Origin of the sequence: Bradyrhizobium barranii subsp. barranii, from assembly GCF_017565645.3 — a bacterium.
GTDB classification, from domain to species: domain Bacteria; phylum Pseudomonadota; class Alphaproteobacteria; order Rhizobiales; family Xanthobacteraceae; genus Bradyrhizobium; species Bradyrhizobium barranii.
Map to the genome: position 1 here is coordinate 5,128,020 of NZ_CP086136.1, position 11,823 is coordinate 5,139,842.

Annotated in this window: 8 protein-coding genes; 2 read left to right on the plus strand and 6 right to left on the minus strand. The window is 67.3% G+C overall.

The window, feature by feature from the left end; translation table 11 throughout:
- Position 1: 1 nt before the first annotated feature.
- The 4 genes from J4G43_RS24530 to J4G43_RS24550 all read right to left on the minus strand — a co-directional run bounded on the left by J4G43_RS24530 (position 2) and on the right by J4G43_RS24550 (position 8,244).
- Positions 2–4,372: an autotransporter domain-containing protein gene (locus J4G43_RS24530; RefSeq protein ID WP_256461573.1), complete on the minus strand. Its 4,371-nt coding sequence runs from the start codon at positions 4,370–4,372 to the stop codon at positions 2–4.
- Positions 4,373–4,708: 336 nt separating this feature from the next.
- Positions 4,709–6,967, minus strand: a complete 2,259-nt coding sequence (locus J4G43_RS24540) for a CHASE3 domain-containing protein (RefSeq protein ID WP_208086579.1) — start codon at positions 6,965–6,967, stop codon at positions 4,709–4,711.
- A complete protein-coding gene (locus J4G43_RS24545) occupies positions 6,964–7,377 on the minus strand; it encodes a response regulator (protein WP_028148724.1) in 414 nt (137 codons plus the stop codon). Before J4G43_RS24545 ends, J4G43_RS24540 begins: the two co-directional genes overlap by 4 nt.
- Before the next feature lie 246 nt (positions 7,378–7,623).
- The gene (locus J4G43_RS24550) at positions 7,624–8,244 is read right to left on the minus strand and encodes a BA14K family protein (RefSeq protein ID WP_208086580.1); all 621 of its coding nucleotides are present in this window, start codon (positions 8,242–8,244) and stop codon (positions 7,624–7,626) included.
- Between the two features lie 246 nt (positions 8,245–8,490).
- On the opposite strand from J4G43_RS24550, the gene J4G43_RS24555 reads away from it, so the two are divergent.
- Positions 8,491–8,898, plus strand: coding sequence for an NADH:ubiquinone oxidoreductase subunit NDUFA12 (locus J4G43_RS24555; protein ID WP_208086581.1), 408 nt, complete (start codon positions 8,491–8,493; stop codon positions 8,896–8,898).
- A 355-nt stretch (positions 8,899–9,253) separates the two neighbouring features.
- Here the strand turns inward: J4G43_RS24555 and J4G43_RS24560 are convergent, their stop codons facing one another.
- On the minus strand, positions 9,254–9,901 hold the full coding sequence (locus tag J4G43_RS24560) for a glutathione S-transferase family protein (RefSeq protein ID WP_208086582.1): 648 nt from the start codon (positions 9,899–9,901) through the stop codon (positions 9,254–9,256).
- Between the two features lie 178 nt (positions 9,902–10,079).
- Entirely contained in the window at positions 10,080–10,763 is a 684-nt protein-coding gene (locus J4G43_RS24565; protein ID WP_208086583.1) for a DJ-1/PfpI family protein, read from the minus strand.
- A gap of 94 nt (positions 10,764–10,857) precedes the next feature.
- On the opposite strand from J4G43_RS24565, the gene J4G43_RS24570 reads away from it, so the two are divergent.
- Positions 10,858–11,799: a GlxA family transcriptional regulator gene (locus J4G43_RS24570; protein ID WP_038931737.1), complete on the plus strand. Its 942-nt coding sequence runs from the start codon at positions 10,858–10,860 to the stop codon at positions 11,797–11,799.
- Positions 11,800–11,823 lie beyond the last annotated feature (24 nt).

An 11,823-nucleotide genomic window follows, 5' to 3' on the forward strand; every position in this document is an offset into this window, starting at 1 on the left:
ATCACCATGCGTAGCGGATCGCGCCCTTGCCGGCATAGCTTTGCGTGACATTCGAGAACTCGCCCTCGAACGTCGCGGCGGCAGACCAGCCGTTGGTCCATTGCCATTCGGCCGAGGCTGTGGTCAGCGCGGAGTTGGGCGCCTGCGCCGCACCGTTGACGACGAAGCTTGCGCCCGGCAGCGACTGGAAGGTCGGGGCAATCGAACGATCCGGATTAAAATCATGCGCCCATGCAAGGCGGCCGCGCAGCGTGACGATGCCGTTCTGCATGGCGAATGATTTGTCGGTGCGAATGCCGAGCTCGCTGCGCGTGTCGGTCACGCTCTTGGCGGCATAGGTCTGTGCAAACAACAACGAACCGGCGACGACAGTTTCGGCATAGGCCGGCAGGTCGAATGTGGTGAATTGCCCTGCGGCGTAAGGGGTGATGCCGAGACCGCCCAGCGTCGGCATGACGAAGCGGTAGCCACTCTCCACGCGACCCGAATACGCGTTCGCATTGAACTCGGCGCGCAGGTGGTCGATGCCGGCGACCGTGACGATGCGGTTGGTCGTGATGTCTTGCCAGCCATAAGCCAGCGCAGCAATGATGTAGGCCGCACCGATGTTATGGCGAACGAAGGCGCCGGCCTGGAACAGGTCGGAGCTGCCATAGCCGAGGCCGTTGACGTTGAAGCCGGTGCGGCCGCCCGCCAGCGCAAATCCCGCGAGCGTGTCCGGCGAGACCCGATAGTCCGCACCGACCGCGATGCCGTAGATGCTGCTCGCGCTGTTGTTCGAGCCGATGATGGCGTTACCGGCCGTGGTCTGCGACCCGCCGAAGCCGGCGGCCCACACGCTCCAGCGTTGTTCGAAGGTCGGGGTTGGCAGCGCCTTGGTGGACATCGCCGCATACGCGTCGCGCTCGCCATCAGTTCGACCGCGTGACGCGTGGGCCGAACTCTCCTCCGCAAACGCACTCGGCGCGCCACTAGCCCTGACGGGATCGCTGCGACCGGAGACGAATGGATCCGTCATCAGGCCCATGAACTGGTTCATCGCGTTGAACGTCGTCTGCTGAGAGCCGGTGGCGCCCTCGCCGGAGACCTGGGTCAAGCCGGCGGGATCGAGCCCGAAGAAGCCCATCGGAAGGCCGCCGTTATTGTTGAAGGCGTAGGTCAGCGCGTTGGCGACGTTCCGCTGGTTGACGTTGAGGCCGGTGTAATTGGTGAAGGCGGCCGTCAGGTTCAGATAGGCGTTGTTGGCGTCATAGCTCAGCGTATCGCTCGCGCCCGTCGGCAGTCCGACATTGGTGATGCCCGCGAACGTCGTGCCGCCCCGTCCGCCGGCCGCGGTCAGGATCGTGTATGTCTTCGAGACATAGCTGCCGGGCAGGAAATTCGCGACCACGGTCGCGCCTGTCAACGTCGCCGCGCCCGTGACATTGGCGAAGCTCGACGTCGATGGATTGACCGCAACGACGTAGAGCGCGCCCGATTGGAAGGCCAGATTGCCGACCACCATCGTCGACGTCCCGGGCGTGTTGACGGCTCCAGGCATGAACGTGCCACCGGCATTGATCGTCGCTGCGCCGACAGTGCCAGTGCCGCCAAGCGTGCCGCCGGCGTTCACGGTCATGGTCGAATTGGCCAGCGAGCCGTTCACCAGCAGCGTGCCGGCGGCGATCGACCACGGCAATGCAGCGCTATTGGTGCCGCTCAGCGTCCAGGTCGAAGCGCCCGTCTTCTCGAAGCTCGCGAAGCCCCGATATTGCGCAGCGGCGCCGATCAGCGAAACGTCGAAAGAAGCAGTGGGGTTGGTGTTGCCGCCGAACTGCAAGGCGCCGTTGCCCGTCTGATCGACGACGTTGCCGCTGAAGCTGTAGCCGGCCTGAAGCTGCAGCGTGTTCGCGCCGCCGGTGAAGGTGATGGCGTTGGCACGCGCGACGCCGTCGCCGGCGAGACCGCCTGAAATCGATCCGCTGTTGATGATGCTGAGATTGGTGCCGATGACGCCGGCGCCGCCTGCACCGACCGCGCCGGAGACCCCGGCGGTGACGGTGCTGCTGCCGGAGCTACCGCTCGCGCCGGCGCTGCCGCTCACGCCGGAGAAGCCGTTCGTCCCCGTGGTGCCGTTCGTGCCGCCGCTGGCGGCCAAGGCCCCGGCACCGCCGACGCCGCCGGAGCCGCCGACACCACCGCTGCCGGCGCTGCCCGCGGTGCCGCCGAGGCCACCCATGCCCGCGGCCCCGGCGATGCCGCCATTGCCGCCGGTGATCGTGCCGCGATTGATCAGCGTGCCGCCGTTGGAGAAGGCGGCGCCAACGCCGCCGGTGCCACCATAGCCGCCATCGCCGCCGCGGCTCGAGGCGCTGCCACCGTTGCCGGCATTGCCGCCGGCACCGCCAAATCCGCCGGTCCCGCCGTTGCCGCCATTGCCGCCATCGGTCGAGCCGACCACGTTGACGCCAGCGGTGCCGTTGCCGCCAGCGCCGCCAACGCCGCCGACACCGCCGTTGCCCGCATTGCCACCGGCGCCGCCGTTGCCGCCACTGCCTGCGGTGCCGCCGCGGCCGCCATCGCCGCCGGTGATGATGCCTTGATTGGTCAGCGTGCCACCGTTTGAAATGGTCGCGCCGGCGCCACCGGCGCCGCCATGACCACCTACGCCGGCATTGCCGGCGCTTCCTCCGCTCCCGCCGTTGCCACCCATTCCGCCGGCGGCGCCGCTGCCGCCGCTGCCGCCAGCGACGGCCGGGAGAAGAGCACTCGCGCCAGCACCGCCGGTGCCCGCTGCGCCGGCGTCACTGCCGTTGCCCCCGGCGGCGCCGTTGCCGGCATTGCCGCCGGAGCCGCCAATCCCGCCGGTGCCACCAGCGATGCTGCCCGAAACTGTAACGGTCCCGCCGTTCGTGAGCTGGACACCATCGCCGCCGCTGGATCCGCTACCGCCAATACCGCCAATACCGCCATTTCCGCCGGCGCCACCATTCCCGCCGTTGCCGCCAGCGCCACCAACCAGACCGTTGTTGCCATTGAGAAAGCCGGAGCCGGAGGACCCGTTGGCGCCATTGTCGCCTGTGCCGCCGGCGCCGCCAGTCCCGCTTGCGCCGCCATTGGCGCCGTTGCCGCCAGCGCCGCCATTGCCACCGGCGCCTCCCATGATCGTTTGGGAAATTGAGAGCGTGCCACCGCTCGTCACCTGCAGACCAACGCCACCGTCGGCACCATTGGCGCCATCGCCTGCGTGGGCGCTGGCGCTGCCGCCGGTGCCACCATTGCCACCGCGCCCGCCGGCTACGCCGAGCCCGATGCTGGATCCCGCGTTGCCGCCGTTGCCGGCCATGCCGCCGGCGCTGCCTGCACCGCCAGCGCCACCGCTGCCGCCGGTACCTGCCGTGACGCTTTGCAAAATCGTCACGGTGCCGCCACCCGTGACCTGGATGCCGTCGCCACCGCTGCCGCCGATCGCACCATTGCCGCCGGCACCAACCCCGCTATTGCCGCCGTTTCCACCGGTCCCGCCATCGAGCGCGCCGAGAACATTGGCGCCGGAAGCGCCCGCACCACCGCTCCCGCCGTGACCCGCTGTACCGCCGCGCCCGCCGCTGCCGCCATCGCCGCCGGCGACCGTTTGCTGGACCGTCGTGGTGCCTGCGCTGGTGACCTGCACGGCGGTGCCGCCATTGCCGCCGCCGCCGGCAGCGCCCCCGCTGCCGAGGACGTTGCCACCGGTCCCGCCGGTCACACCAGCGACGCCCAGGGAGAGAGCACTGGCTCCATTGCCGCCGCTCCCGCCGGCGCCGCCACTGCCACCAACCCCACCCGCGCCGCCGGTCGCCGCTATCGAAAGGGTGCTGCCTCCGACGCTGACCTGCACGCCGGCGCCACCCGCACCACCGCCGCCACCGACGCCGCCGCTGCCCGTTCCCGCGCTGGCATCAAGGCCACCAATGACAGCAGAACCATCGGCGCCGCTCGCGCTGGCGCCGCCGTGACCGCCGGCGCCACCCGCTCCACCGGAGCCGGCACCGAGCGCACCTTCGCCGCCACCGCCGCCGCCACCGCCACTACCCGCAGTCAGGGCTGAGTTGCCGTTGCCGCCATTGCCGCCGTTGCCACCGGCAACGCTGCCGCCGTCACCGCCAAGTCCGCCGTCGCCGCCCGAGGTCGCCGTGCCCCCGGAGCCTCCGGTGCCGCCTGCGGCAGCGCCGCCGCCGCCGCCCGCGCCTTGTCCGGTCGCGTTGTCACCGCCATTCCCACCGTTAGGAGAGGCGCTGGTACCGGCCGCGCCACCGCCGCCGCCCGTGCCATTGCCACCGGCTCCGCCAGCGCCGCCGTCGGCGCGCACCGACACGATCGTCAGCGCCAGTGCGACAGCCGTGCTCGCCAACAATGTGGGGAGCCTGAAACGGCGCCGGGTCGGACAAGAACCAATTCTCGATTCAATTATCAATTGTATTACCGGCAGCCTTGGCACCGACCCGCAGGCCATTCCGAGGTGAAATCCTCAGAAACAGACCGCAACATATTCGCTCGCCGAAGCGGCTCAACGAGAATGGTCTTGCCTGCCAGGAATACCGTTTGATTTCGGTCGCCTGTCACCCGGAAACAACATCGACGCCCGCAGCGAGACCGCCGATGACGTCAGTGAGCATTCGTAATTCAGTGCAGTTCTCAGCCGAGCGCACACACAATCCGCGCGCTTTCGAAGCCGTGAGAAAATGCTCTAGCCCGCCGTCATCCCGCCGCCGTTCAGCGCCTTCCTGATCATCTCGGCGAGCTGGTTGCGGCGGTAGGGCTTTGTCAGCAGCAGCACGCCGTCGTCGAGCTTGCCGTGATGGACGATGGCGTTGTCGGTGTAGCCGGAGGTGTAGAGCACCCTCACACCCGGCCGGCGCTTGGCCACCTCTTCGGCGAGCTCGCGCCCGCTCATGCCGCCGGGGATGACGACGTCGGTGAACAGGAGGTCGAAGTCCTGGCCTGCCTCGATCATGTCCAGCGCGGCCCGGCTGTCGGGCGCGGCGACCGTGTCGTAGCCGAGGCTCTGCAGCTGTGCGGTGACGAAGTTGCGCACCAGCGTGTCGTCCTCGACCACGAAAATGGTCTCGGCGCCGCCTTCGGCCTGCGGCGCCACTGGGGCCGCCGCGTCCGTCATGCCTTCGCCGGGCGGCAGGTAGAGCTTGATCGTGGTGCCGTGGCCTTCCTCGCTGTAGATCTTGATGTGGCCGCCGGACTGCTTGACGAAGCCATAGACCATGGAGAGGCCGAGGCCCGAGCCCTTGCCGACCTCCTTGGTCGTGAAGAACGGCTCGAAGGCCTTCTGCTGGATGTCCGCTGACATGCCGGTGCCGGTGTCGCTGACCGCGAGCATCACGTAGGGACCGGGCTGCACCTCCACGTGGGCCTGCGCATAGGCCTCGTCGAGCACGACGTGGTGGGTCTCGAGCAGCAGCTTGCCGCCGTTCGGCATGGCGTCGCGGGCGTTGATCGCCATGTTGAGCACGGCATTGGTGAGGCGGGACGGATCGATGTGCGCGGTCATCGGTCCCTGTTTCAGCACGGTCTCGATCTGGATCTGCTCGCCGAGGGTGGGGCGCAGCAGCTTGGCGATATCGGCGATCGCGCCGTTGATCTCGACATTGCGCGGCTGGAGCGGCTGCCTTCGTGCAAAGGCGAGCAGATGCTGGATCAGCTCGGCGCACCGCTCGGCGGCATCGTCGATCAGCCGCGCCACGCGCTGGAGCTCAGGCTGCTGCTTCAGGCTCGCCACCAGCGTCTCGGTATTGCCTGATATCACCGTGAGCATGTTGTTGAAGTCGTGCGCGACGCCGCCGGTCAGCTTGCCGATCGCATCCAGCTTCTGCGACTGGTGCAGCTGCCGCTCGGTTTCGCGCGACGTGGTCGCGTCGTGATAGACCAGCACGGCGCCGGAGACGTTGCCTTGTCCGTCGCGCATCGGCCGGCCGCTGATCATCAGATGGCGGGGATCGTTGCCGTTATGCGGGCGGACGATCATCTCCAGATTCTCGAACTGCTCGCCGCGCAGCACGCGCGTCGAGGGCAGTTCGTCCGCCCTGAGCGGCGTGACGCCGTCGCCGTGAAACACGTCGGACAGGGCGCGCAGATTGCGCAGGCTCATCCCGGCGCGATGCAGCAAGATGCGCTCCGCGGCCGGATTGGACAGAAGGACAGTGCCCTCGGCGTCGATCACCAGCACAGCCTCGGCCATGCTGTGGAACGTGCTCTGGAGCACGTTCACCGACAGGCGCAGCTCGTCATGCGCGTTGACGAGATGCTCGGTGCGCTCGGCGACGGCCGCCTCGAGTTGCTCCTTCGCCGCCGTGGTCTCCAGCAGCGTGCTCTTCAGCGCGACCGTGGTGCGCTGGCTCTCGCGCATCAGCATCGCGACCAGCAGCAGGATCACCAGCGCGCCGATCACGTCGATGCCGAGCAAGACGATGCCGGTGCGGCGGGAACTTAGGGCGCGCGCGGCGAGCAATCGCTCTTCCTCCGCGCTCAGCTGATCGAGATTGCCCATCACCGTGTCCATCAGGCCGCGGCCCTCGCCCTTGCCCTGGAGCGCGGCAACGCCGGCCTGGTCGTTCTCGGCGCGCAGGCGCATCACCTCTGCGGCGATCTCGACCCGGCGCAGCGCCAGCGACTCGGTGCCCTCCATGAGCGCGACCTGATCCGGATTGTCACGCAGGCTGCGCTTGAGGTCGGCGAGCGCCGGCGCGAGCTGGGCGTGCACCGCCTGAAACTCGTCGCTGAAGCTCGGGTTGCGATAGATCTCGTAGCCGCGCGCGGCGCTCTCGGCGTGGCGCATCAGCACGCGCAGATCGGAGATCTTCTTCTGCGTCTCGATGGTGTGATTGACCCAGGCGGCATCGTACCGTGACTTGACGTCGAGTCCGATCGAGGCGGCGGTGATGATCAGGAGGATTGCAAGTCCAGCACCGAGAATGACGCGCTGCGTTGGGATCAAGGGGCTTCTTTCTTGTCCTTCGGCTGCGCGGCCTCGCCGAGGCATTCCCGGATCGTCGTCAGGAGCGCGTCCGGCGTGAACGGCTTGCGCAGGCAGCGTGTCGCGCCGAGTTCCAGTGCCATGCGGAGGAAATCGGGGGAGGGCGACGCAGACGAGGCGAAGGCGTAGCCGGACATCGCGATCAGAGGGATCGCCGGCGCGCGCTCGTGAAAGATTCGGATGGATTCGAAGCCGCGCATGTGCGGCATGAAGATGTCGACCAGCATCACGTCAAACGTCTGCGCTTCGAGCGCAGCCAGTCCCGTTTCGCCGCCGTCAGCCATCGTGACATCGAAGCCCTGACGCTGGAGCAGAACCTCGATGGTCGCGCCGACCATCGGATCGTCATCTACCACGAGGATACGCGGCATGACATTTCCCAGTAGATCGAAGTCCCCACATCCATCGGTGATATAGGCGAATCGCGGGACGGGTCAATTTGGGATTGGATCATTGTAGATATGCACGGTGCGGTGAATAAAGGTCCCTCGCGCTCGCGTGCATAGATCCTCCCACGCGATGCGCGGGCCGCGCGCGAAACAGGCGATGAGCGCGCGACAAACGAAAGAGGCGCCGCACCGATGCGACGCCTCTTCCGTCAAGCGTTGTCGATCTGCTTACGGGCAGGGATGACGCTGGCCGTCATAGCCGAGATACGTACCCGAGGCCGGATCGTAGGACTTGTAGCGCTGCGCGCAATAAGCCGACGAGTCACCACCGTTGTCCGGCACCACCGCGACCGACGGCTCGTCATAGTAGCTGTCGTCGCCATAGTAATAGGGATCGTTGTAGTATCCGCCACCGTAGTAGGCGTAAGAGCCTAGCCCGCCGATCGCAGCACCGGCTGCGACACCCGGCCAGAAACCGCCACCGTGACGACGCCAGCCGCCACCGTGCCAGTTGCCGCCGCCGCCACGCCAGTTATTACCCGCGACTGCGAGGGGACGGCCACCGCCGCCGCTAAAGCCTGGTCCTGCGGTCGGACGCATGGCTAGGCCGGCGCTCGGGCGCATGGCTCCGGCTGCGAAATTGCCGCCGCCGCCACCGAACCGCGCGCCGCCAAAGCTGCCGCCGCCCATGCGGGCGCCGCCACCGCCGAAATGGGCGCCGCCACCACCGCCAAAATGACCACCGCCGCCACCGCCGTGGCCGCCACGGCCCTGGGCGAAGCTCGGCGTCGCCAACGGAAGGACCAACGCCACCGCTGCCGCGGCGCTCAAAATTCTCAGACTTTTCATGTTCAAACTCCTTATTCCCTGAAGCAAACCTCTTGAAGGGCCCGCGGTTCCAGGGTTCACGCCGGTGTGCGCGTATGGCGCAGGTTTCCATGCGGCCGCTGTACCCGGCATGAACGGATCGCGTCCGATTTGCGGCAGTGCTTGCGCCGGGGCACCACATTTTGCGGGGGCACGGCCGCCCCCGCCGAACTGGACATTTCGCCGCCCGGATGGCATCAGGGCCTCACGAAGCAGGGCCCTAGCCGCATGAAACAGTTCTTCCTCAAGTTCTTCACCTGGTGGAGTGGCCAGACCTTTGGCACCCAGCTCTGGACCAAGCGGTACGGCGAGCTGGTCGGCCAGGACGAGCAGGGAAACCGCTATTATCGGACCCGCGGCGGCGCGATCGATCCGACGCTCGGATTCGAGCGGCGCTGGGTCATCTATAACGGCTACGCCGAGGCAAGCCGCATCCCGACGGGTTGGCACGGCTGGATGCATCACGTCGTCGATGTGCCGCCGACTGAAGAGAACTACCAGCCGCGCGAATGGCAAAAGCCGCACCAGCCGAACCCTACCGGCACGCCGAACGCCTATCGGCCCTCCGGCTCGACGCTTGCCAGCGGCAAGCGTCCCAAGGCGACCGGCGACTACCAGTCCTGGACACCCGGCTAGCTTTCCGATCTCCGTCCGAATCCTTGTCGTGGGGGTGGATGCACCAGCATCCGCCTCACCGTGCTGTGGACAACGGGAACAGCGGGGACAGCGCCTGCGCGGGCGTTGCAGCTACGCGAGAGATGCGGCTCAATGGTCCCATCTTACGGAGATGGGAGACCATCGCGTTCGGTTCGGGCAACAGTTCGCGACTGTCCCGAGATGCAGCGGCCGCCGACGAGGACTCGATCGGGAGATAGGCCCCTGGTCTGGAAGTTCGAAATCGCCCGATGGAATGTGCAGCCACCGTAAGACAGGAAAGGCCGCTTGGGAAACCGAGCGGCCTTTTTCTTTGATCTGTTGCTCTGCTCGCTTCTCAGAGATGGAGCGTCGGTGAGTTGCCAACTGGCATCATCTCATAGGGCGGCTTCCAGCCCGGCAGTTCGGCGACACGCCGGCGCCAGGCATCAATCGCCGGGAAAGTCGCGGCAAGATCAAAGCCCGTCTCCTCGGTCGGATAGTACAGATAGCCCAACATTGAGAAATCGACGATCGTCGGCCGATCGCCCAGCATGAAGCTGCGGTGGGAGAGGTGTCTGTCGACGATCGAGAAGGCGCTGTCGGTCCGCGCGCGCAAGTAAGCGAGCACAGCGGGATGGGCGGGCTCCGGCATGAAGCAGCGTTGAAACCGGTGCTGGGCAAAGTTCGCGGTGAACTTGTGGTTGTCGAACAGCAGCCAGCGCGTGGCTTCGAACGTCTCCTCGGGCGTCGGACGGAACACGCCGTGAGTCTCGGCGAGCCACAGCAGGATCGCACCGGACTGGCTCATGTGCCGGCCATCGACCTCGAGGACGGGGACTTCGCCCATGACATTGGTTGCGGCCCGCCAGTCAGGCGTGCGGGTCTCGCCGCCGGCAAAGTCGAGGCCGACCGGCTCCCAGTCGAGCCCGGCGCAGTTGAGGAATAGCGCGACCTTGAACGAATTGCCGGAAGCTCCGATGCAGTGCAGCCGGTATCGCGCCATGGTCAGATCCTCCTGTGCGCACGCGACCGGGAAGCGTCCGTGGGCGTTGGGCGCGATACGGATTGTCGCGACAGGCTCCTGACAGCGTCATGTCAGCAGTGCGGAGCTTCCGGACGATGCTTTGCATTGCCCGGGAAGTGCTGCGCTGCGTTCGGGGCGCGTGAGCAAAGCCTCTGCTCTACACCCGCTCAGCCGCGCGCTTGACCGCCTCGAGGCGGCGGGCCTGGTTTGCGGTGCCGCGCTCTCTCAGCAAGGCCAGCACTTCGGCCGGCGCGGTGTCGGGCGAGCCGGACGTGAACGGCGGGGCCGGATTGTATTCGATCTGGAGCTGGATCGCTTCCGCCGTGGTGCGGTCGACCAGGATCGACACCAGCGTCAGCGCGAAATCGATCCCGGCGGTGACGCCACCGCCGGTGACGCGGTTGCGGTCGATGCAGACGCGCGTCTTGGTCGGCGTCGCGCCGAACTGGCCGAGCATCTCCATCGCGCTCCAATGGGTGGCAGCGCGGTAGCCCTTGAGCAGGCCGGCAGCGCCGAGCGCCAGCGCCCCCGTGCAGACCGAGGTGACGTACTTGGCGCCTTCGGCCTGCCTGCGCAGGAAATCCAGCACCTCTTCGTCATTGAGCAGGTCGTTGGTGCCGCCGCCGCCGGGCACGCAGATCACGTCGAGCTGCGGACAGTCGGCGAATGTCGTGGTCGGCGTCAGCGTCAGCACGGAATCGCTCGGCACCGGCTCGATCCGTTTCCAGATCAGGTGCAGCTTGGCGCCGGGGACGGAGGAGAACACCTGCAAGGGACCGGTGAAGTCGAGCTGGGTGACGCGCGGAAACACCAAAAGACCGATCTGGAGCGGTGACGACATGGGCAGGTCCTCCAAAGATGAGCTTGACGGACGCAGCCTCTCATGATGCCATTCCGTCCAAAATGGCGTATTTCCCTCACCTTCGGACATGACCATGATCGGCATCCTGATCTTCCCGGATTTCCAGTTGCTCGATGCGGCCGGCCCGATCTCGGTGTTCGAGATCGCGGCGCGCTGCACGGGCAAGACGACCACCGGAATCCGCGTGCTGGCACTGAACGCGGGGCCCGTGCGCAGCTCGTCCGGCGTGGAAATGATGGCGCGCGACTTCAGGTCGGCGAACGCGATCACGACACTGGTCATCGCGGGTGGGGCAGGCGTAACGGACGCCGCACGCTGCGAGGTCACGCGCGCCTTCGTGCAGCGGCTGGCGCGGCGCGGTGTGCGTGTCGCCAGCGTCTGCTCGGGCGCCTATGTGCTGGCCGAGGCGGGCCTGCTCGATGGACGACGCGCCACCACGCATTGGGGCCGCACGCGGGATTTCGTCGCGCGCTATCCCAAGGTGAAGTTCGAGCCGGACCAGATCTTCACGCATGACGGCAATGTGTGGACGTCGGCGGGCATCACCGCGGGTATCGATCTCGCGCTCGCGATGGTCACAGAGGATCATGGTGAGGAGATCGCGCAACAGGCCGCCCGCCAGCTCGTGCTGTATCATCGCCGCAGCGGCGGCCAGTCGCAGTTCTCCTCACTGCTGGAATTGAAGACACCGAACGGCCGCTTCGGCGCGCTGCTGTCCTGGGCGCGCGAGAACCTCGATGCCCGGCTTACGGTCGAAGATCTCGCCGATCGTGCCGGCATGAGCGCGCGGCATTTTGCCCGCGCCTTTGCCGCGGAGACCGGCACGACACCGTCCAAGGCGATCGAGCGCTTACGGATCGAGGTCGCGCGCGAGCGCGTGCAGTCCTCGCGCGAGGCGATCGAGCTCGTCGCGGAGACGACCGGATTTGGCGATCCCGAGCGCATGCGGCGCGCCTTCATCCGCGCCTTCGGCCAGCCGCCCCAGGCGCTGCGGCGCGCGGCGCGGGCGGGTTAGCAAATCTCACCTGGCACTCGAGCG

Coding starts and splice junctions, on each gene's coding strand:
- J4G43_RS24545 (WP_028148724.1), bottom strand. CDS start 7,377: ATGCCGCGTATCCTCGTGGTAGATGACGATCCGATGGTCGGCGCGACC.
- J4G43_RS24570 (WP_038931737.1), top strand. CDS start 10,858: ATGATCGGCATCCTGATCTTCCCGGATTTCCAGTTGCTCGATGCGGCC.
- J4G43_RS24550 (WP_208086580.1), bottom strand. CDS start 8,244: ATGAAAAGTCTGAGAATTTTGAGCGCCGCGGCAGCGGTGGCGTTGGTC.
- J4G43_RS24560 (WP_208086582.1), bottom strand. CDS start 9,901: ATGGCGCGATACCGGCTGCACTGCATCGGAGCTTCCGGCAATTCGTTC.
- J4G43_RS24565 (WP_208086583.1), bottom strand. CDS start 10,763: ATGTCGTCACCGCTCCAGATCGGTCTTTTGGTGTTTCCGCGCGTCACC.
- J4G43_RS24555 (WP_208086581.1), top strand. CDS start 8,491: ATGAAACAGTTCTTCCTCAAGTTCTTCACCTGGTGGAGTGGCCAGACC.